General features: G+C 60.8%; 22 protein-coding genes. 1 reads left to right on the forward strand and 21 read right to left on the reverse strand.

The window, feature by feature from the left end:
* Positions 1 to 10: 10 nt before the first annotated feature.
* From CJU94_RS19450 to CJU94_RS19545, 20 genes are all read right to left on the reverse strand, one after another.
* Entirely contained in the window at positions 11 to 628 is a 618-nt protein-coding gene (locus tag CJU94_RS19450) for a phage baseplate assembly protein V (RefSeq protein ID WP_208645330.1), read from the reverse strand.
* On the reverse strand, positions 628 to 1,746 hold the full coding sequence (locus CJU94_RS19455) for a phage baseplate assembly protein (protein WP_341868354.1): 1,119 nt from the start codon (positions 1,744 to 1,746) through the stop codon (positions 628 to 630). The genes CJU94_RS19450 and CJU94_RS19455 overlap by 1 nt, the downstream gene beginning before the upstream one ends.
* On the reverse strand, positions 1,746 to 3,044 hold the full coding sequence (locus tag CJU94_RS19460; protein ID WP_157763778.1) for a DNA circularization protein: 1,299 nt from the start codon (positions 3,042 to 3,044) through the stop codon (positions 1,746 to 1,748). Before CJU94_RS19460 ends, CJU94_RS19455 begins: the two co-directional genes overlap by 1 nt.
* A 134-nt stretch (positions 3,045 to 3,178) precedes the next feature.
* Positions 3,179 to 5,104 carry a hypothetical protein gene (locus tag CJU94_RS19465; RefSeq protein WP_095420090.1) on the reverse strand — a complete coding sequence of 642 codons (1,926 nt, stop codon included), beginning with the start codon at positions 5,102 to 5,104 and terminating at the stop codon, positions 3,179 to 3,181.
* A gap of 130 nt (positions 5,105 to 5,234) precedes the next feature.
* A complete protein-coding gene (locus CJU94_RS19470; protein ID WP_095420091.1) occupies positions 5,235 to 5,579 on the reverse strand; it encodes a phage tail assembly protein in 345 nt (114 codons plus the stop codon).
* 3 nt (positions 5,580 to 5,582) lie between these two features.
* A complete protein-coding gene (locus CJU94_RS19475) occupies positions 5,583 to 5,960 on the reverse strand; it encodes a phage tail tube protein (protein ID WP_095420092.1) in 378 nt (125 codons plus the stop codon).
* Positions 5,961 to 6,022: 62 nt separating this feature from the next.
* Positions 6,023 to 7,507: a phage tail sheath subtilisin-like domain-containing protein gene (locus CJU94_RS19480; protein WP_095420093.1), complete on the reverse strand. Its 1,485-nt coding sequence runs from the start codon at positions 7,505 to 7,507 to the stop codon at positions 6,023 to 6,025.
* Positions 7,504 to 7,683 (reverse strand): DUF2635 domain-containing protein, encoded by a 180-nt coding sequence (locus CJU94_RS19485; RefSeq protein ID WP_095420094.1) that lies wholly within the window; start codon positions 7,681 to 7,683, stop codon positions 7,504 to 7,506. Before CJU94_RS19485 ends, CJU94_RS19480 begins: the two co-directional genes overlap by 4 nt.
* A gap of 9 nt (positions 7,684 to 7,692) precedes the next feature.
* The gene (locus CJU94_RS19490; protein WP_244220880.1) at positions 7,693 to 8,232 is read right to left on the reverse strand and encodes an ABC transporter permease; all 540 of its coding nucleotides are present in this window, start codon (positions 8,230 to 8,232) and stop codon (positions 7,693 to 7,695) included.
* A 29-nt stretch (positions 8,233 to 8,261) separates the two neighbouring features.
* Positions 8,262 to 8,594 carry a head-tail joining protein gene (locus tag CJU94_RS19495; RefSeq protein WP_095420096.1) on the reverse strand — a complete coding sequence of 111 codons (333 nt, stop codon included), beginning with the start codon at positions 8,592 to 8,594 and terminating at the stop codon, positions 8,262 to 8,264.
* Positions 8,595 to 8,876 carry a hypothetical protein gene (locus CJU94_RS19500; RefSeq protein WP_095420097.1) on the reverse strand — a complete coding sequence of 94 codons (282 nt, stop codon included), beginning with the start codon at positions 8,874 to 8,876 and terminating at the stop codon, positions 8,595 to 8,597.
* Positions 8,876 to 9,934, reverse strand: coding sequence for a major capsid protein (locus CJU94_RS19505; protein WP_095420098.1), 1,059 nt, complete (start codon positions 9,932 to 9,934; stop codon positions 8,876 to 8,878). The genes CJU94_RS19500 and CJU94_RS19505 overlap by 1 nt, the downstream gene beginning before the upstream one ends.
* 77 nt (positions 9,935 to 10,011) lie before the next feature.
* The gene (locus CJU94_RS19510) at positions 10,012 to 10,698 is read right to left on the reverse strand and encodes a head decoration protein (protein ID WP_095420099.1); all 687 of its coding nucleotides are present in this window, start codon (positions 10,696 to 10,698) and stop codon (positions 10,012 to 10,014) included.
* Between the two features lie 29 nt (positions 10,699 to 10,727).
* The gene (locus CJU94_RS19515; protein ID WP_095420100.1) at positions 10,728 to 11,369 is read right to left on the reverse strand and encodes a hypothetical protein; all 642 of its coding nucleotides are present in this window, start codon (positions 11,367 to 11,369) and stop codon (positions 10,728 to 10,730) included.
* A 24-nt stretch (positions 11,370 to 11,393) separates the two neighbouring features.
* Entirely contained in the window at positions 11,394 to 12,281 is an 888-nt protein-coding gene (locus tag CJU94_RS19520; RefSeq protein ID WP_095420101.1) for a S49 family peptidase, read from the reverse strand.
* Positions 12,278 to 13,900 carry a phage portal protein gene (locus CJU94_RS19525; protein WP_244220881.1) on the reverse strand — a complete coding sequence of 541 codons (1,623 nt, stop codon included), beginning with the start codon at positions 13,898 to 13,900 and terminating at the stop codon, positions 12,278 to 12,280. The genes CJU94_RS19520 and CJU94_RS19525 overlap by 4 nt, the downstream gene beginning before the upstream one ends.
* Before the next feature lie 11 nt (positions 13,901 to 13,911).
* A complete protein-coding gene (gene gpW, locus CJU94_RS19530) occupies positions 13,912 to 14,181 on the reverse strand; it encodes a gpW family protein (protein ID WP_244220882.1) in 270 nt (89 codons plus the stop codon).
* A gap of 8 nt (positions 14,182 to 14,189) precedes the next feature.
* A complete protein-coding gene (locus tag CJU94_RS19535; protein WP_208645333.1) occupies positions 14,190 to 16,037 on the reverse strand; it encodes a phage terminase large subunit family protein in 1,848 nt (615 codons plus the stop codon).
* Positions 16,038 to 16,155: 118 nt separating this feature from the next.
* The gene (locus CJU94_RS19540; protein WP_095420102.1) at positions 16,156 to 16,734 is read right to left on the reverse strand and encodes a hypothetical protein; all 579 of its coding nucleotides are present in this window, start codon (positions 16,732 to 16,734) and stop codon (positions 16,156 to 16,158) included.
* 112 nt (positions 16,735 to 16,846) lie between these two features.
* Positions 16,847 to 17,467 (reverse strand): hypothetical protein, encoded by a 621-nt coding sequence (locus CJU94_RS19545; RefSeq protein ID WP_095420103.1) that lies wholly within the window; start codon positions 17,465 to 17,467, stop codon positions 16,847 to 16,849.
* Between the two features lie 107 nt (positions 17,468 to 17,574).
* Between CJU94_RS19545 and CJU94_RS19550 the strand changes: the two genes are divergently transcribed.
* Positions 17,575 to 18,171 (forward strand): hypothetical protein, encoded by a 597-nt coding sequence (locus CJU94_RS19550; RefSeq protein WP_157763779.1) that lies wholly within the window; start codon positions 17,575 to 17,577, stop codon positions 18,169 to 18,171.
* Between the two features lie 86 nt (positions 18,172 to 18,257).
* Here CJU94_RS19550 and CJU94_RS41585 read toward each other — a convergent pair whose 3' ends face one another.
* Positions 18,258 to 18,521 carry a hypothetical protein gene (locus CJU94_RS41585; protein ID WP_208645334.1) on the reverse strand — a complete coding sequence of 88 codons (264 nt, stop codon included), beginning with the start codon at positions 18,519 to 18,521 and terminating at the stop codon, positions 18,258 to 18,260.
* Positions 18,522 to 19,040 lie beyond the last annotated feature (519 nt).

The following is a 19,040-nucleotide window of genomic DNA, read 5'->3' on the forward strand; positions in this document are numbered from 1 at the left end:
GCGCTAAGCGCTATTCGGTTTGGTTCGGGCCGCTCGTTGTGGTGCCCGGTCCTCCGAGCTGAACATTAGGAACCGGATGGGTATGACTGTTGTAGATCGACCTCATCTGGGCCATCGTGTGCAGGTTTGTTGCTGAGTTGTCGATGATGTCGCCGGGCGTCGTGATTTCTGGCGTATCAATCTCGACTCCGCCAGGTGCGACGATCTTGAGCTTCCCACTCAGGTTCCACGTCACATTCCGCGCGTCGTTGACTACGACGTCCTGCCCTTTGGCCTCGACGACGATTCCACCGCTCGCGGTCATATAGACGTACTTGCCGTCCTGGCTGTACAGCATCGATTCGCCAGCGGACAAGCCCGTCGGGCGTGACTGCTGGTGGTTCGTTGCAATCACCGCAACGTTTCCCGGATCACCAGCTATGGCGCCGTAAGCGACGTCCGAACCGTAGGGCGGATAGGACGTGAAGCCGAAATCAGCAAACCGAAAGCGGTTATCCGAGGTTACTAGCCCATTCGCTCGAACCTGCATTTTCTGAATCGGCCCTGAGTCGTCGACGTAGGTCACACGGCCGCGCCCAAACAATCCGCGCAGCCGCATGAAGAGCCGCTCGATCGAGATGGAGTCCATCAATTCACCATGTTCACGTCGGGCGCGATCGGATTGAGGATGATCGGCTCCTGATAGAAGGCTTCCGGCGGCATGATCACCACATCGGCATTCGTCCCGCTCGCATCGCGCTTATAAGTCACGTCCGCGATCAGCCACGTTTGAGGTTTCAGCTTCAGCCCCGGCAGATTGATCGGCACCAGCGTGTTTGGCGTCCACAGCTTGCCGGCTGAATCCCGCCAGCTATCCGTTGACACGCGCACCGCATAAGAGCGGCCGTAGCGACGCGCCTTTTCCCACTGCGCGCGCTGTGCCGCGACGTCCTGCCCGCCAAACACCGACTCAGCCACGATCGCGCGGTACCGGAGCCGCGGCACCGTCGGATCCTGCACGCTTGCGATCAGGTTGCCGCCGTCGCCCACGTCCTCGCACGTGTCTAGGCTCTGGCGCACTGCGTCGTAGTCCGAAAACCGTCCGTCCATGCCGAACATCGCGCTGGCTGCCTGAACATTGACGCCCTCCTCGAATCCGCACGCGGCTTGCTGGGTGCCGATTCCGGAAAGCAGCAGGCTTCCGTCTGGCTGGTCGTACAGCAACAGCGCGCGGAACCGGCAGAGCCGCTCGAGCACGTCATAGATCGGCTCGCCGACCATGATGTTCAGCTGCGGAATCGGGTCTCCCTGATTCGCGCCGTCGGCAAGCGAAACTGGAATGCCGTAGACGCTGCAGAGGTTTTGCGCAATCTTCAGCAGCGGCATATTCAGAAGCTGGCCGCCAGTCCACTTTGCCGAGCAGTCGACGAGGTCCTGGCACTTGCTCCGGCCGGTGATCCGGATCGTATGCTCGCGCGCGTTGTAGCTCGGCAGGTAGCGATCGACGAAGCCGGACAGCACAACGTCGGCGCCGAGGAGCACATCGACCTGATCGCCTTCCTGCACGATCACTTCCGACACGCCCGGGTAAGGCTCGGTGAACGACACATCGAAATCGGACGGGCACCGCTCGATGCCGCGAGACAGACGGATCCCAAGCCACCCCGTGATGTTTCGGGTGTTCGAGATCGTGTACGTGGGTTGTCCCGGCACTGAATTAGGGTTCCGCGTACACGTCGACACCCTAAGGGTGATGTCATCACTCATCAGCTAGCAAGGGCCTGAAATGTCGTTGGGCAAAATGCCGGGTGTCGTGGGTCAATCTGCTGTACGAGTCCAGGCTCACGCGTCGGATCACGATAGATTCGGTTCGCAAGCACCAGCGATGGAAGTGGCGCCTGAAACTTGAACGTCGCGATCGAGGCTAAATCGGCGCCGCGCGCAGCGAGATCAGCAATGACCGACTGCCGCAGGGTTCGCAACGCCTGATACGTACCATCATCGCCTGCGTCGCCCGCCGTCGCGATCTCCGCATCGAGCAGGCTCACAGTGTTGGCTAGCGTAGTGTTCGCGTCATCCTGCGAGGCAGGTTGGTATGTCGTCAGCGTCACGGCGAGTTGCGCGAGCGCATACCGCCGCAACAGCGCGGCGAGCGCCACCTGCATAACGCTCATGGACGATCCGATCTGGCCGGGCGTGGTCACGGGCGACGGTGAATATTGCGCCAGCGAACTGATCATGCGCACGGCGTCAGCCGGATCAGTCGCAGCAGCGGCAACTGTCGAAATGAACGACTGCGCCGCAGCACCGAGTGCTGCTGAATCTGACGGATTCGACGCCGCGGCTTGCAGAGCTGCCCCGGCGGCAACAACCGAAGCGCGCGCTGCAGTCGCGGCCGACAGCAAATCGTCGGCTGTCGTACTCGGAGACGCCCTCACGTTCGCGCCGGCATAGCCGTTATTGCCCCCCCCGAACAGTCGCCCGAAGTTGCCAAACAGCGTCGAGACCGTGCCGATCACGCGCTTTACATCGTTGATGGCGGTCACACCCAGTTGATACCAGCCGACTACCGTCGAAACCGCCTGCCGCACGATTGCGGCGCCGGCCTGAATTGCGCTCGCCGTAGTCCTTACGAAATCGACCAGCGCTGCGATGCCGTTCAACGAAGCGTTGTTGATGCTTGCGTCGCCGGTCGAGATGGTCGCCTTCGGGAATATCCGATCACCGGAAACGATCAGCGTCAGCCGGATCTCGAACACGCGACCGAGGTCGACGCGCTCCATCGTCTCCACGCTCAGGCACGCGACGTTCTTGATCGTGCCCAGCGTCGGGTGCACGAGGGTCCAGTTCCCAGGTGCCTCGCAGATTTGCAGCAACTGGTTGCGCTGCGCGATGACCGGGCCAGCCTTGGTGATCAGATCGTCTTCGACCAGGAAGCCAAGAACCTCGAACTGCCTCCCCTTTTTACCCAGATCCTCGACCCATACATCATCGCGAAACGGGTAATTGTGGATAGCCTGCTTTCTGCCGACCGAGGTCCGAACAGATTCGATTCCGAATGGCACCCCGCCGTAACTAGCCTGCTTGAGCGAATCCAGCCAGGTGCCCGTCTGGAAGCCGACGAGACTGGCCAGATTTCCAACGGCGGACGCAACGCCGCCGATGCTGCCGGCGACATTCAGTGCGTTCGTTGAGGTACTCAAGGCAATGCTCCATCGCCACCCATGGCGTAGTTGACTTTCGTCGGCAGATAGCCGCCGTCCGCCGTTTTCGCTTCCACACGTGTGCCTGCCGGAACATTGCTGAACGTCACGTGCAGCGCAGCCTGCTGAAGTTGCGCGACGCGCGCATCATGCCCGTCATCAGCAGCCGGTTTCGTCTTACCGCTGAAGGCGATGCCGCCCTGCTGCATTCCAGCGACCGTCGCATTACCGAGTTGCTCAGGCGAATAAGGCTGCTGACCGTTTTCCGCGCGGATCATCCCTGCAATCAACGATGCCACCTGCCGCGGATCCCCCAAGTCAGGCCTGTCATTCGCGCCCAACCCAGTCGAGGCCGAGATTATCTTCGTGTAGTTGGCGATCTGCTCCGGCGTATTGCCGGTCCGCGCACCGCCAGTCCACTTGTCCTGAATCTGGGCAAGCGTCAGACCTCGATAGTTGCGCTCGAGGTTGGAAACCGCAGCTGTGATACCACGTTCTGGAGTGTCGTATTCGATCTCCCTATTGTGGTCCAGCATGTTCAGCGGGTTGTTGCTACGGATGCCGAGTGGCGCACGCTTCGATGAATCTGCCGGATTCGCGCCACCTTGTAGCGACGATGCAATTTCGGTATCAGGGCGACCCGCCGCGTGTGCGGCCATCGCCCGCATGAAGTCGCCTGCGGGCAGATGCGTCGAAGCGGCAAGCCAATCACCGTTACGCACATCTTCAATGCCCTGCTTGTTGTCAACGTCCGGAAGGCCAGCGAGCTTCACCACTTTCAGCGCACCCCACGCAGCAATCCCAGCCACGCCGAGGGTTCCGAGCGCGGTCACTGCGGCTGGAATCGTCGTAGACGTCAGTGTGATCAAGCTCGCAATCAGGTTTGCCACGCCACCGATAGGGCCGGCGAACTTGATGGCAGCGATCGCGATCGCGACGCCCTTGATGCCGCCCAGGTTATCCCAGAGCAGCTTGGCCTTTGCTGCGACGCTGCTCCAATCAATCTTCGAAACCCAGTCAGCGAGCTTTTGAACTGCCGTTGCTATCTGATCTGCAATCTGAGCGCGGTGCGTATCGAGCCATTTCGCGAAACCATTGACGAGCGGGTCAAGGATCGGGATCAGGCGCGAGCCGATACTATTCCCGAGTCCGGTAACCGAGTCTTCGAGATCATTGATGTCGCGATGAAACTGCGCCGCGCGCTCTACCTCTTCCGCCGTCGGAACGAGCCCCTTGCGGAACGCGCGCGCCTTGTCGGTATCGTATGTGCCTTGTTGCAGCATCGGGAGGAGGCTGCCCATACCGAACGTGCCGGCGACATCGCGCTGCGCTTCGACCGACTTCTGCCCCTCGATGGCCTTCATGAGACGCATCTGGGTCGAGTAGTAATCGATGGTGCCATCCTTGTTGCGTTGGATCTGGACGCCCATCTTTTGCAGCAGCATCATCGCGTGCGGATCGGCGCCGAACGCCGCCGCCCGAATCGTCATCTGGGAGCCACTCATCGCCGAATCGAACTGATCAGCCGAGACCCCTGCACGCTTTGCGGCAACGTGCCACGACGCCAGATCTTGCGCGTTCATGCCGAGCAGCTTCGAAGACTTGTTCAGGTTGAACCCGAACGTCCCAAACTTGGTCGCTAGCGCAGTGAGCCCAGCGAGCGATGCTGCGCCGCCGATCGCCGTCAATCCGGGAATAATCTCGACGATCTTGTCGACGACGCCAGACGCCGCGCGCTCGACGCCACCGAGGCTCTTTGTCAGTTTCGAAAGACCCACTTGGCCGACATTGCCCAACTGGCCAACGCGCTTCTGGGCCTTATCGACCGGATCGGTGATTTTGCTGAGCGCATCCTTGATCTTGTTGACCGTCGCCGTCGCCGCATCATCGGCACGGATGCGGATAACAAAATCTTGTGCCACGCTCAGTCCTTTTTCAACATGCGCGCTGCGTGATGTGCATAGTTGCGCACCTCACTCCACGTCAATTGCTTTGTTTCGCTGGGTTGCCAGCGCCAGAACCGCTCGGTGATGCGGACAATGTGCTCCCAATCTACTGGGAGCCCTCCCCGTTTCCCTCGGGGTCGTCCTCATCTGGAGGCGTCAGGAATGCCGTCAGATAGTCCTGCGCCTTGTAATAGTCGCGGACACCGATGTTGGTCAGCGCGAGCATAGGAACGCCAGAGATCTCACTGATCAGCCACTTCATGCATTCGACGGCATGCTCTTTGGCCGTGCGCTTGATGAAGGCCTGAAGCTGGCCAAGCGTGGGCTCTTTCAGCTCGATTTCCGAGATTTCCGTCTCCTCGGTGCCCTTCAGGATGATCGGCTTCGAAAGCTCGATCGTGATGCTGTCTGGCACAACCTTGCGCGGCTTCTTCTTTTGTTCGTCGCTCATGGCTTAGCTCACCGACACGGTTTGTTCGGACACTTGCGGGCCCTCGAACTTGACTTCGAACTTGGCGTCCTCGGTGTCGACTTCCTGCGCTTCGGTCGTGCCCATGTTCCGGCCGGTGACGATCTTTCCGTTGGCCAGTTCGAGCACCACGGTTGAATTGCGCAGCTTATTGAAGTCGCCAACGGTCATGTCGCCGGCGTCGCGCAGCGACATCGTGATAGAGCCGGGGACAGGCGTCTCTTTCCAACCGTGAAATCCATCCGGACCCGTAAGTGGTTCGCGCTTCACCGTGGCCGGACTGTATTTGGCACCGCCTTCGAGCTGACGCGTTACGCCATCGATCGAAACCTTTGCGATCCCGGCGAGAAGATTGCTGGCCATTGTTGGCCCTCCAGAATGTGACAAAGCCGCCTTCAGGCGGCTTTGCTGTTGCGGTCAGTCGATTACTGCAGGCGGAATTGCACGAGCGTCGCGAACGTGCGCATCTGGTTCACGGGCGTGCCCGGCCAGAGAATATCGACGCGGTTCGGATTGACTGTGTTTTTGTTCACCACCAGCGCTGCAGCAAACGCATCGGCGTTCTGAACGAAACCAGCATCCGCACGCTCCTGATAGAGCGCGATGATGTCCGACTTGATCAGGTTCGGCGTAACAAGACCCGAATTGGCTGCCGGCCGCGTGTTGTTGTCGGCGAGCTTGCAGCGCGCGTACTTCGACGACAGCATCGTCTGAAGCGTCCGAATCTCCAGCATCAGTTGGAACATCGTTTCCACTTCGAGGTAGCTGTTGTCGGGAACACCTTGCGTATTCAGCTGGTACGTCGTGATGACGTTCTCGGTTAGCACCGTGCCGTCCTGCTGCACGGTGAAAGTCGAGATGCCGTCATACAGCAACGTCTCGCGCTGGCTAGGCAGGAACTGCGATTGGTTCGGAGGCGCCAGGACACCAAGCAGCGGCAGATACTGCAGCGGGACACCCGGGTCGGCGCGAACGCTCACGGCCGCCTGCCCGCACAGCGCAGCAGCCCACAACCAGCTCGGCGTCGGGCTTCCGTTGAAGCCCATGATCGTTTCGTGCTGATTGTTGCGGGCCAGGCCGAGAGTGGTCTGAGCGGCGAACGTGCCGGCATACGCGCCGAACGCGTGCCCGTACAACTGCTGCGTCCAGCTCCAACGACCGGTCTGATCGTTCAGAAACTGCTTCACGGCATCCAGCGATGCCGTGTCGGTGTACGGCGACGCGATGAAGTCGAACGTCATGTTGCCGAGGTTACCGAGCGCCGTCGTCAGCGTCGGGTTCGTCGCGCCACCGGACATCGCCGTGATCGTGTACGTGAGACCCGTCGGCGTCGTTTCACCACCGGCCGTGCCGTAGTAGTTGAAGAGAATGCTGATCTCGTTGCCGCACAGACCCTTGTTGTCGGCCGTCAGCGTAACCGTGCTGGTCGAGACAGACGCCGTGACCGGCATTGCCGGGATCAGATTGATTGCAGCCGAGACTGCCGTGGCAATCTGCGCGGTGGTCATGCCCGACGTTACCGGCACATTCACCACCTGACCGGCGATATACAGTGCGATCGTACCGTTGGCGGTAGGCGCAGCAGTGAATGCAATGCTGCCGGTCGCAGCCGTGGCGCCGGCAGCATCCGCCAGCGGCAGATACCAGACTTCGCCGAAACTGTCATTGAGACGATACGCCGCCAGCATGTTGGCGAGCATCGAACTCGCCCCGCCCTGCAGGTTCGCATCGCCGGTGCCACCCGAGATGATCGGGACATTCGGTGTCGCGATGCCGGAAGCCGTGATCTGGCCGATGATCAGCGCGCGCTGGTTCCCCTGCGCGGTGTTGGCCTGCGAATTGTCGAGTTCGAAGAACGAGCCAGGCAGCCGCAGACCAGACGGAATGACTTTGAACGGGATCGTGCTCATGCCTTGTCACCTTCCTTTGCGGGGGCCGGCTTCGCGGTCACCAGCACGACGTCGCCATCGTTGAGAATTTTGGTCCAGAGGATGCTGTCGTCGGGCACGTCGATGCCATCGGCCGGCAGCAATTGCTTCGTCTCCGGGTCGCGTACCGACAGGCCCGGTGCAGGTTTAATGCGCATTCGGCGCTCCTACGAAATAGGTTGGGGAAGTTCGATCGTGAAATACGGCTCGGTCGTCCCCGATGGCTCTTGAACGGTGACGTCGAAACCGTCGAGGGGCGTACTCGGTAACGGGAAGAAGTCCTCGGGGCCTTGCGCAAACTCGACCTCGACGTGCATCAGCAACTCTGCCATCGGCATATCGCCCTCCGAACTCGCCGAAATCTCGGACTCAACGGAGGTAAATTGCTGGATGCGCTGGCCACCGTTTGGATCGGCCCAGATAGCCGGGTTGTTGATCAACGCGACCTCGATCTGCAACTTCAGAGCCTCGGCTGCAGCGAGCGCTACCGCGGATCCCGCGTCGCCAACGAGCGCCGGCGACTTCGTACGAGCGATGATCTCGATCGTGGTCGTCACTGTGAACAACGGCGCATTGCGCCCCAGCGATTCTTTTCGTTCCTTTGGCGCGCGCACGAGCATCAACGGGAACGAATTGGATGCAGTTGGCCACGTGAACGGCGAATACACCGCTGTGCCCGCGTCGGTCGCGCCGGTGAGCGCATCCACGAACAGCGTGCGAAGCTCTGCTGACGTCGTCATGGCGAACTCATTTTGCTGAGCATCAGCTTTGCACCGCCGCGGCTATCGACGCGAACCTCGCGCACGAGAAACGTCGAATTGACGCTCGAGACATAAAGCTGATCGTTCTGAACGGGAAGAGACGGAAACTGCGACAGCTGGACGCCGAGGACTGCCGACACCGTCGTGACGCCTGACGATGCATCCTCGAACATCACCTCCTTGAGGTATGCATCGTCGAACACCCCGGTGATCTGCAGCGAGCCGCCAGCGAGCGGCCGGTATGTGACCGGCTCACCAAACACCGCCTGCAGAGGCCCGATCACAAGTGTGTCCCAATTCACCGGCATTTACGCCACCTTGATTTGCGGACCCTCTGCAGAGTCGAACGACGGACCCGGCGCCGTGACGACCGGCACCGCGCCTTCCGCCAGCAGAAAGCCCAAACTGCGGAGGCGCTTCACTTCCAGCTCGGGCAGCGAGACAGTCTCGCCGGGCCCCTTGGCGCCGCCCGCCTTGACGATGTCGACCTCGCGCTTCTGATCGGCATCCCATGCCTTCGCGGCCGGGGCTTCGGTGTAGATCGTCCGCCCCGGCGCCACGACGGCCGCAACCAGCTTCGGGCCGGCCATCAGTTCACCACCGCCGCGCAGACGCTCGCCGACAGCGATGCGTTGACCCGGCTCGGGATCACGATCGGCGACGACTGCATCAAGATGATGCGTTGTGCCGGATCGTTCTCGACCCAGGTCTTCGGTGCGTACGGCAGCGATTCGTAGTTGAACGCCGGATCCAGGATCTGACCGAACGCGCGCGTGCCCATCAAGTCGTCACCGCTCATCAGAACGGTGCCGTCAGCGATCATCGGCGTTTCGACGTTCGTGACCGGATCGACATACCAGTCGTTGTAGACCCACAGGTCGTACTGACCCCAGCGGCCCTTGTATTGCGCGCCGCGCTGGATCTGGGCGCCGACGTTGATCGTGTTGCCCGCACCGCCGTTCCCCGGGTACCAGATGGTTTGCTTGACCACCGGGTCCTGAATGAACAGTTCCCACGGGGTCGTCGTGAACACGAGGTCCGTCGCGACGCCGCCCGACTTTTTCAGCATCAGGTGGCCCCACGTCTCGATGCTCGCCGACGGAATGACGCCAGACTGGCCCCACTGGTTGCCACCGGTGAGGGCGATCGACAGCGAGGGATCGCGACCGAAGTCGACGACCACGGTCGGGAAACCGTCGCCGGTGATCGTGACGGTGCCGCCGTTCAGCGCATTGGCAGCCATCCACTCGAGGCGACGGTCGATCATGTCGATCTGGTCGCTCATCTCGAATTCAAGGTTGGCCATTTCGCGCTCGGCGCCAGTCATGTCGCCGCCGATGCGTTCGCCGATCATGCGTCGGACCGGCTTGCGCAGATCCGGAGCGCGCTTGTCTTTGATGTATGCCGGCTTGAATACGTTCGTCTGGATGCGGCGCTGCTCGACGAGCTTGCCTTCGACCAGCGGCGAGACGAACGGAGCCATGCGGCGGATACCGACATCGACGTCAATCGAGACGTACTCGGAATCCGACATGACGATGTTCGGAAAGAACTTGTCGAGCAGGAACTTCTGGGCCCGCTTCAGATTGGGAACCGTCTGAATCAGGGTGTTGGTGTCGTAAATGAACGTGTTGTTCGTGGCAGTCATTCGGGGCTCCGAGTGCGATCGATACCCACCAAAAGAAAAACCCCGCCGAGGCGGGGTTCTCTATGGAGGAGTTCCGGTTAGGTGGGGTCGGTTGCGGTCTGAACCGATTTCAGGAAAATTCCGAACTGACGGAACATCTGCGTCAGCGTCGGGCCCCAGGCGGCAGCGTTCGCACCCCAGCTTGCATCAGGCAGGATCGCGTTGACGTTGAACTCGCCCATCACGTACACGCCGCACGCGACAGCGCCGCCGCTCGCATCCGAGAAGTCGGCAAGAATCGCGCACGGGATCTGGCTGCCGTCCTGTGCGGTCGCTTTCGAAAGCACGTAGTTGCCCGAGGGGACATTCAGCGTGAACTCGTCGCCGGCCACGAATGCAGTACCGCCAGCCGTGATCGTGAAGTTCAGGTCGGCGCCGACATACGCAGTGCCCACCGTCGCGTTGGGCAGCGCCAAACCATCGGGGCCGGCGACCGTGAAGTTGGTCGCGCTCGTCGCGGTCAGCGTGTACAGGCCGGCCTGCACGGCCGCGCCCTTCGTGATCGAACCGATCGTGCCGTTGCCGGTGTTCGTGCCCGCCGCCGAAACGACCGTACCGGTCTGCTGACCGAGAATCGCGCCGCGCTGCAACGTGCCGGATCCGAGGATGCCGTTCGACGTCACCAGCTTCATGTTCCCCGCGATCAACTGATCCGGGATGTACGTCTCGGCATAAATGCCGGGCTGTTGGGGGTTATCCCCAATCTGATTGACTGTCAGAGTCATGGTGTGAATCCTTTATGGATTGGGGATAGTTAAGCTTCGCCGCGGCGCTTCTTGCCGGCAGCAACGATTGCGGCAGCCTTCGCCTTGGGGTCGTTCGGGTCGAGCGCTGCAGCGCCTGCATCGGTGCCGACGATCGGCAGGCGGACACCCGACATCCGCTCACGCAAGCCGCTCGTGCGCGGTGCCGGCGCCTGGTCCAGACCGGACGCGTTGAGCGCGGCGATGGCTTGCGACGCAGACAGGTTCGTATCGAACGCGAACATGCCGGCCTGATTTACGCGGCCAGCCTTGATGCCAGCTGCCATGATGCGAGCACAGCGCACGCGCTCGCGCTGACGTGCGCCCTTCGCGCGACCGGCACGCTTGCCGGTTTCGTCGTCGTCCTCGTCGTCAGCTTTGGCGTCGCCCTCTTCGTCGTCATCGTCGACTTGCTTGGCATTTCCCTTGTCCTTCTCTTCCGCAGCCTTGCGCGCATCTTCCTTCTCTTTTCCCTCTTCGGCCTTGCGCGCCTCGTCTTCCTTGTCCTTTTCTTCCATGCGCTTCGCATAGTCGTCGTCGGACTCGCCGTCGAGCCGCTTGCGGTCATCGTCTTCTTCTGCGCGCGCGGCCGCGACCTCAAAGCCGAGGAGATGGGCGAACGGCATCGCGCTCGCGAGCTTCGAGAGCTTCATGTGTAACGTCCTTTGGGGGTTGGTTTAGGCTTTGCTGATCTGCTTGATCAGGGCCCGAAACGCGGCATCAGGCGCCGCCACTTCGTCCGCAAGCCCAAGCGCGACACCCTTGTCGCCCATGAACGTAGCGGCCTGCGTACCTCGAACCGTGGCGGCCGAGATATTCTTGTTGCGGGCGACCGTATCAACGAACAGTTCGCCCATCGTGTTGATGTCAGCCTGGAAGCGCGCGAGCGCCTCTTCGGACAGCGGAATCTCCGGATGGCCGTCAGCCTTCGTCTCGCCGTACGTGATGAAAGTCACCTTCACGCCAGCGGCAGACAGCGCCTTCGACAGATCGACGTGCGCACAGATAACGCCGATGCTGCCGACGCCGCCCGTACGCGGCACGACGATGCGATCGGCTGCGCTCGCGATCGCGTATGCCGCGCTGTATGCCGACTCATTGAGAATCGACCAGATCGGCTTCGCGCCGCGCGCGTTGTAGATGGTGTCGACGAGATCGAAGCACCCCGCCACTTCACCGCCGGGCGATTCGATGTCGAGAGCGATCGCCTTCACCTCCGGATCGCTGAGTGCGGTCAGGAAGTTTTGACGGATCCCGTCATAGCCGGACATGCCGCTGTACGGCCGCAGCGAGCCGAGCTTCTGAACGAGAGTGCCCTGCACTTCGATCAGCGCCACACCACCGACATTGTCATAACCGGTACGCGATACGCGACCCGGCTCGGCAAAGCCGTACTCATCATCCTCCATCGCCATTGGTGTGACGGCCGAGCCGTCCATGCGCAACATCTGTGTCACGCCGAGGCGGTCAGACAGTGCGGCGATGACGACCTCGGCCTTGCGCGGATGGATGGCCAGCGGCGTGTTGAACATCCGCTGACCGAGGCGAGGCAAAAGGTTATTCATGCAGCGCTCGGTTCAGAAATGGTTTCGGTTGCGTCAGCACCGGACATCCACTTAGGTTGTGGCAGTCCAAGTTCCTTGTAGCGCGCAGCCTCGATCGCGCGCCGCTCGGCGACTTCGCGCCAGTCGGTGCCCATCAGGTCCGCGCATTCGTCTTCCAGAGTCGAAAGACCGCCGTCGAGGCCAAGAATCGCACCCTGTTTTTCCTTTACCGGATCCGTAAATCCCTTGCCCGGACCCATCCACTTCGTGCGCGCGTACGCGACGCGGCATTCCATATAGCTTGGCGCGCCGGCGGGCAGCGGCAGATCATCTACCTCCATCGATTCCTCGAGGAAAGCACCGAAAATTGGCTGACCGAAGCCGTGGGCGAAGTCACTGCGGCGCCTGGAAAACGTCTTCCACGCCTCGAGCATCGCCGCGCGGTACGAGCTGTAATTCACATCCGACCAGTCCTGGCTGATCTGCTGCGTCGAAACCCCGGTGCCGGCCGCGACATTGCGCAACATCGCAGCCTCGAACTCCCCGAAATTGCTGTTCGGCCGCTGCGCCGAAACCGTGTTGATGCTTTCGCCTGGGAACAGGATGGGCATTCTCACGTCGCCGAGCGAAAGCTTCTTCCGGTCGTGGAAGTCCACCCGCTCCTGCTGATACGCATTCAGCTTTTCAGAATCGCCGAACGCTTCTTCGACGAGATCCGGATCGAACGGACTCTGTATATAGGCGCCGAAAATCGCGTTGACGATCGCCGCGTCCAGTTCTGTCCCGTCGTACTTGATCAGCATCTTCAGACGCTGTAGAACGGGCGCGAGAATGCCGGCGCCGCCACGGTGCTGCGCCGCGCGATCATGATCGAAGTCATGGACGATTACCGGCCGGCCCCAATCTGTCTCGCGCGGGATGCGATCCCAATGGACAGCTTGCGCCGCGCTGAACCAGTCGCCGCCATGCGCGCGCCGGATGTGATACGCCACGGCCGCGCCGTACTCGTCGACTTCGACGCCGCCGCGCATCACCTGTTGATCGAACCGCAATTGCGGGTTCGACAAGCGGTCAGGATCGATGATCTGGAGCGTTGTCGCATACTGAGCGCGCCCCGCACCGACCCGCTCCGGCAACCAGAGCAGCATCGCGAGTGCATCACCATCGACAATCTTGTGGCGAAACGCGAGCCGCATCATCTGCGCCACGGTCAGGTTGCGCTGAGCATCGCAATAGCGCCCCGGATCATTCGACCAGGTGCGCCAGTGAGCCTCGGCCGCCTGCCCAAATTCCTCCGCCCAAACGTGATCGAATGCTTTGATGCCCGTTGTCGCGCGCAGCGCCGCGTAATCGGGCTTCGAGATCGGCCGAAAGTCCGCGCCGATGACCGTATCGACCGTCCGCGTTACGGCTGCTGATGCCCAACCATCGTTGCGAACCAGATCCCGTACGCGCGACACGATCCGGTCGCGGTACATGTTGAGCTCGCCGTCAGGCGACCACAAGTACGGGCGCCATTCGGCCATGTGAGCGCCGTAGATGTCGGCAGCGTCATACGGCACATTGCCACCGCCTACCAGCATGGACGCGCGACTGGGCTTCATCTCGATCGGCTTGCCAGCCGAATCAAGGATCTGCACGGGAGCGTCCATTAGCGGTACCTGAACTGGATGGGTCGGCGCCCGCGCGAGATGATGCCGAGCTGGGCCTGCAATTGTTTGATGAGGGCGACGAGCCCCTGAATGTTCGCCTGCGTGTACGTGACAGACTTCGTTCCATCGCCCTGTCCATACACCGCCGCCTGAACCTTCGTACCGGTCGACAGGTCGAGATACGCCTGCTGCGCATTGGCGAGAGCCGTTTGTAGCGCGGTCGTCGACATGCCAGCGAAGATGCTGGTATTCGGGTTGTAAAGGGACACGGAAGCTCCTACGCAAGCCGACTGGCCAGCGTTTTCTTGACAGGTTGCGTTATGACTTTCGGCTCTTTCACCAGGCCCGGCACCCACGCCGGCTGCTCCTCCGCCGCCGCGACAACTTCGGTTTCGGGTAGCGGATCTATGAACGTCGGTGCGATCGCGACCTCATCGGCCCGCTTATTCAGTTTCAGGCCGAAATGCATCAGCCCGCACAGCGCCGCGTAGCTGTACACAGCAAGGTCAAGCGCTTCGTTCGCGCGGCCTGGCGGCAATTCCCACACACGGAACCGTTGCCCGTTCACCAGCTTTGCGACGGAGCGCTCCGAAACGAGCTGCGCGAAGTAGTTGATGTCGCGATCTGACGGAAAATGCATGTAACCCGGCCCCGGCTCCTCAACATGCAACCGCGCACGAATTACGTCCTTCGCGGCATTCACGCCGATGATCACGGGTCGGAACGATGCTTTCGTACGCGACGTCGGTTTCTTCGTTGGCCATACCGGCGAACGCGCACCGCCGCGCGCAGACTCGCCCTTGATCGCCCAGATGCGACGACCGAGACGCGCCTTGCAGAACTCGTAGACCTTTTGCGTATGGTGGCCGCCGGAGTCGATACACGCGGCCATCACTTCAAACCGACGCCCATCCGCGCGAACCCAAAGGCGCTTCAGATATGCGTCCACGCGCGCCCACAGTTCATCGCTTTCCGGATCACCTTCGAAGACAGCGTGATCGAGAGACCAGCGTTCTTCATTACGGCCCCATCCAACCGTTTCCACTTCGACGCGGTCATTCTGAACGTCGCCGGCGGCTGTGAGGACAGCGACGCCGTCGGGCACTTCTGCTGACCATACCTCCGTGCGCGAGGCCAGCTTCGCCTCATTCAACGCGCGCTCGCCGCGGTCCTCGTACGGCTCACCCAGCACGAGGTTAATGAACGTCTGCCGCGCGAGCGGATCGTCTTTGACTCGCAGCCACTCGGCAACGAGGTTAGGCCACGCCGCGTTCGGGAAAAGGGAGTAACCGGCCCAGATGTGGAATCCGGCATGCCCGGTGAACGGCTTCGACGCGCGCCACTCGCCGGCCGCCACCATTTCGGCTTTGTCGACCTCGTAGACGATGCAACCGTTGTGCTTGCAGACGTAATACGTCGACTCAGGAATGCCGTGGCCGTTTTCGTCCTTGTCCCACTTCATGCCGTGGGGCGTATCTGGACCACCCCATTCGAGCACCTGGAATTCGCCACAGTGCGGGCACGGCACATGGAAATAGCGTTGATCGCTTTCGGCGAAGCTCTTCTCGATCCGGCTATAACCTTTGACCGTGGGCGTCGAGCCGAGCACGATCTTTCGGTTCCAGAAGGTTTCTGTGCGCTTCGTGCCGAGCGCAATCTGGTCACCTTCATTCCCCGCGCCATCGACCGGATAGGCGTCCACTTCGTCGAACATGACGACGCGCGACGTGATGCGGCGGAAGCCGGCCGGACTGTTCGCGCCGACCAGTGTCAGGCTCGAGCCGTTCCGGAACGTCTTCGCCAGAATCGTCTGGTCGCTGTTCTTCGCTTTCTGGTCGCCAGCGATAGCTGCGAGCACCGGCGTATCGCGCAGCATTGGCGCGATTTCCGTCTTCGAATAGCTTTCAGCATCCTCGACGCGGGGCTGAACGACCAGGACGGGTGACGGATCCTGATGCAGGTAGAAGCCGACAGCATGGTCCATCAGCTTCGTGTAACCCACTCGCGCCGACTTCATTACGCTGATCTTCTCGACCGACGGGTCTGTCACGGCGTCCAACATGCCGGTCTGATACCCGAACGCGCGGAAGCGGCCCGTCTGGGCGCTGGTCTCGCGCGAAAGCACTGCGTAGCGCTCGGCCCACTGGCTGAGCGTCAATTTCGGAGGGGGAAGCAGGTTCTCGCGGCGGGCCGCCAGAAGACCGGCATGGAGCGCATCAAAACCCCGCGCATACCGACGCGTGTTATTTTGGGTTGCCAGCTCCGTCACGGGTTAATTCTTCCAGGGCTTCGGTGATGACCTCCTGCAGCATGTCCTGCAATTCAGCCGGCGTCTTGCACCGATGTAGACGCGGCGCCTGTTCCGCAGGGATCGACAACAGGCGCGTTCTGACCTTGGCGTATTCGTTCCCGACAGCTTTCGCCACCTCGGCAACGTCAATCACCAGTCCGGATTCGCGGTCGTATTCGAGCTGAGCCTTCAGCCCGAGATAATTCTCTTTGAAGCAGCGAGCCGCGTCGAAATTGAGCAGCTCAACGGCGCCGGTCAGAATCCTGCCAGCGGCATCGTCGGCGCTCTCACCGGGCGCGAGCGTTACCTCGCTCCCCGCCTGGGTAACAGTTTTGCGTTTGTTACCCTTCTGAGCTTGGGTAACACCTTGGGTAACAGCCGGCGCACCGTCGCGCCGGTACCGTTTCAGGTTCGCGTTCGATGCATCGACGTCGATCTCATCGCCCGCAAACACAAGCCAGCCGCGCTCCTTCCACTTCGTCACGGTCTTCCGGCTGACGCAGTGAAGTTCGGCAAATGCACTTTGGTTCATGTGCGACGTGTTACCCAAATTTCAAAGTTTCATACCTAGACGTAGATCGCGGTGCGCAATTGCCCTCGACCCTCCGGGCCCTGGGAGGGACCCCGCCGGGCATGGGGGCGAGTCACCGCGCGCTCGCCAGAGCCTTCGCGACAGCCCGGTCGAGCTCGGCGCGGAATGTCGCAGCCAACACCCGCTTGCCGACGCCGCGGTAGTCGAGGCGCTGCTTGACGACGTGCGCGTCTTCGAACTTGACCATCAGCTTCAGGCCTGCACGCTTGCCGCGCGTTTTCTTGGTGCGTTGCCACACACCATCCACAAGTCCGGCTTTCGTTTGAATCTTGCCGACGAAGACGTTCGGCTTGCCAGTCAACCGTTTGACCAGATTGCGCGGCAGGTTGCCGTACTGGTTGACCTTGGCACTGATGGGCTTCAGCAGCGCGTGGCTGTTCAGCTTATTCGTGCCACCGATCTCGTAAGGTAGAAGGTATGCCGCAGCGACTGGCTTGACATATACCAGCGCCACCGGGTTGGCCCTCGTTGCCTTCTTCACTGCAACCGAATTGACTGTGAACGGTGTTGGCGCATCGAGCACCTTTCGCATGTTTTCTTGCTCAGCTTCCTTGACCCTCGCCGCAGTCGCGTTGATGGCTTGCGCCGTCGCGAATGGCAACTGCTTTCGGGCAAGATCACTTAGCGCGCGAGAAACGCTTCGAATGTCAGATCGGACGGATAACGTGAACATTCTCGATCCGCTTTAACAAAGACTGCGCAAACGATTATATGCAGCACGCATTAAAGAGCTCTTTGTCACATGCCGATATCCCGTATTCAATACGAGGAGAGTCCTGCATGCGTGTCGCAAAACTTGTAGCCTTGACGTCGATCGCCCTTTCGATTCTGACGGGCTGCGCCTCTACTCCACTGACGCCGATCTACGTAAGTGGCCTTTTGTCCGCTCCTTCAGGAGTTGCGGGTACCAAGCGTTTGAGCACTTCATTTTCTGAATCGACGGTCGCCGGCAACACAAAGATCATCGTTCCCGACCTTTTTGTGATCCGGGAGTGCAACGGTGTTCAATGCGCGGAGGGGGCAGTCAAAACGACTGTCGTGGTAGCCGTTGAACACGTCGATCAGCATAAAGCGAAAGTGCAAGTCACAGTGCGTGGTGACATTGGCGCAAGCCAAACTCTGAAATCACAAACGCCGGTCTCAACGATGGAGACGACACGATCTGTTGATAACGGCGTGCCCGTCATTACAGACCAGTTTTCTCAGGCCCGCGAGGCAACGATCCCCCTTGGCCAAGCTCGACAGATTCGCCTGCCGCACGACCTTCGCGCACAGATCTGCATTGCCCGCAGCGTCAACGGAATGCCTGACGGCAGTTGCAATTTCCTGCCATTGCAAATGAACGAAGGCATCGAATCTTCTACGCCCTTGCTTTAAAGGCGGAATCGGTCGCCGAATGGCTCCGATAGATATTCGGCCGACCTGAAATGTCGGCTTCGACGCGGCACCCGCGCATCGCACGCTCATGGAAGTGGCAATTCGAACAAGTCTTCCGCGGCCTGACGGACTGAGCTTATGCGCCGTGGTTCAATTCGGGCTTCGCCAGCGAATAGGGCTTCAGCAGCCTTACGGGCTGGGCTCCATTCATCGGCATCCGAGGTTGGCGAGCGACGTGGAAACTCAGGTAATGGACGATTGCCCATATCCAGCCACTCGCGCTTTGATAGCTTCTTTCCAGACTGCTCGACCCGCTTTCTCTCCAATGCGGCCAGCGGATCGCCATACATGTGCGACTCGAGGACAGATGTGCGTGGCATATGGGGAAAAGCAAAGACACCGCGAGGGTGGCTCGTAATAGGTGATCCAGGGTTTACGACTGGATTGAATACACTGTAGGCGACCGCACCTGAACACGAGGCGTTCGGGGCCGGACGCTGCCAACTGCATGCAAAGAGGATTTGGAATGTCTCGCTTTATTACTAGAGTCGAGCTATATGGCACGCCGAGCCGGCAGGACTATGACAACTTGCATGCAGCTATGGAAGTGAGAGGATTTGCCAGAACTATCCGGGGAGATAACGGAACCGTCTATAAGCTCCCAACGGCGACCTACTACGGAGAGGGATTGCTGACTCCCGAGCAGGTTCGGCAGCAGGCTGCGAACGCCGCGTTCTCCGTCTGGAACAGTTGTGCCGTCTTCACGTGCGAGGCAATGGACAGTTCATGGAGCGGACTAGAACTCGCATAGCCGCGAACAAAAAGCCCGCGAGGTATTCACCTGGCGGGCTCTATTTCCACTCGGCGAA

This window comes from Paraburkholderia aromaticivorans (assembly GCF_002278075.1).
Lineage (GTDB): Bacteria > Pseudomonadota > Gammaproteobacteria > Burkholderiales > Burkholderiaceae > Paraburkholderia > Paraburkholderia aromaticivorans.

What these genes read in the sequence shown, in the direction of transcription:
- CJU94_RS19495 (WP_095420096.1), bottom strand. Translation starts at nt 8,594, where the DNA reads ATGCCGGTGAATTGGGACACACTTGTGATCGGGCCTCTGCAGGCGGTG.
- CJU94_RS19545 (WP_095420103.1), bottom strand. Translation starts at nt 17,467, where the DNA reads ATGTTCACGTTATCCGTCCGATCTGACATTCGAAGCGTTTCTCGCGCG.
- CJU94_RS19550 (WP_157763779.1), top strand. Translation starts at nt 17,575, where the DNA reads ATGCGTGTCGCAAAACTTGTAGCCTTGACGTCGATCGCCCTTTCGATT.
- CJU94_RS19470 (WP_095420091.1), bottom strand. Translation starts at nt 5,579, where the DNA reads ATGAGCGACGAACAAAAGAAGAAGCCGCGCAAGGTTGTGCCAGACAGC.
- CJU94_RS19510 (WP_095420099.1), bottom strand. Translation starts at nt 10,698, where the DNA reads ATGACTCTGACAGTCAATCAGATTGGGGATAACCCCCAACAGCCCGGC.
- CJU94_RS19520 (WP_095420101.1), bottom strand. Translation starts at nt 12,281, where the DNA reads ATGAATAACCTTTTGCCTCGCCTCGGTCAGCGGATGTTCAACACGCCG.
- CJU94_RS19485 (WP_095420094.1), bottom strand. Translation starts at nt 7,683, where the DNA reads ATGCGCATTAAACCTGCACCGGGCCTGTCGGTACGCGACCCGGAGACG.
- CJU94_RS19515 (WP_095420100.1), bottom strand. Translation starts at nt 11,369, where the DNA reads ATGAAGCTCTCGAAGCTCGCGAGCGCGATGCCGTTCGCCCATCTCCTC.
- CJU94_RS19450 (WP_208645330.1), bottom strand. Translation starts at nt 628, where the DNA reads ATGGACTCCATCTCGATCGAGCGGCTCTTCATGCGGCTGCGCGGATTG.
- CJU94_RS19540 (WP_095420102.1), bottom strand. Translation starts at nt 16,734, where the DNA reads ATGAACCAAAGTGCATTTGCCGAACTTCACTGCGTCAGCCGGAAGACC.
- CJU94_RS19475 (WP_095420092.1), bottom strand. Translation starts at nt 5,960, where the DNA reads ATGGCCAGCAATCTTCTCGCCGGGATCGCAAAGGTTTCGATCGATGGC.
- CJU94_RS19500 (WP_095420097.1), bottom strand. Translation starts at nt 8,876, where the DNA reads ATGGCCGGCCCGAAGCTGGTTGCGGCCGTCGTGGCGCCGGGGCGGACG.
- CJU94_RS19455 (WP_341868354.1), bottom strand. Translation starts at nt 1,746, where the DNA reads ATGAGTGATGACATCACCCTTAGGGTGTCGACGTGTACGCGGAACCCT.
- CJU94_RS19505 (WP_095420098.1), bottom strand. Translation starts at nt 9,934, where the DNA reads ATGACTGCCACGAACAACACGTTCATTTACGACACCAACACCCTGATT.
- CJU94_RS19480 (WP_095420093.1), bottom strand. Translation starts at nt 7,507, where the DNA reads ATGAGCACGATCCCGTTCAAAGTCATTCCGTCTGGTCTGCGGCTGCCT.
- CJU94_RS41585 (WP_208645334.1), bottom strand. Translation starts at nt 18,521, where the DNA reads ATGTATGGCGATCCGCTGGCCGCATTGGAGAGAAAGCGGGTCGAGCAG.